Genomic DNA, 415 nt, shown 5'->3' with positions numbered 1-415 from the left:
AGGCCAGGACGATCCAGGACCAGGACGCAGCCAGGGTGCGGTTCCAGGATCGCGCGGCGGGGCCGCTCATCGCGCCGTCACCCGGTCGATGCCCGCGAGGCGCCCGGCCGCGAGGACGATCGCGAGGGTCGACACGAGGAGCACGACCCCGATCGCCGCGCCGAGGCCCCAGTTCACCTGGCCCTGGAACTGCTGGATGACCAGCATGGGCAGGGTCACGTCCCGCCGGCCGCCGAGGAGGGAAGGCACGATGAAGAACCCGAACGAGAATACCAGCACGATGAGGCCGCCGGCATAGACCCCCGGCAGGCTGAGCGGGAAATACACCCGCGCGAAGGTCTGGAACGACGACGCCCCGAGGCCGCGGGCGGCCGTCACGAGACTCGGGTCGATGGTCCTGAGAACCGAGTAGAGC

Annotated in this window: 1 protein-coding gene; it reads right to left on the bottom strand. The window is 70.4% G+C overall.

What is annotated here, in order from left to right; translation table 11 throughout:
- Positions 1–66 precede the first annotated feature (66 nt).
- Positions 67–415: ABC transporter permease (locus AC066S_RS39695; protein WP_478272047.1), on the bottom strand; the 349-nt coding region annotated here is incomplete at its 5' end.

Source organism: Bradyrhizobium sp. CFUWI, from assembly GCF_056429085.1.
The sequence above is the reverse complement of the archived record's forward strand: the minus strand, read 5'-3'. Positions and strand labels throughout refer to the sequence as shown.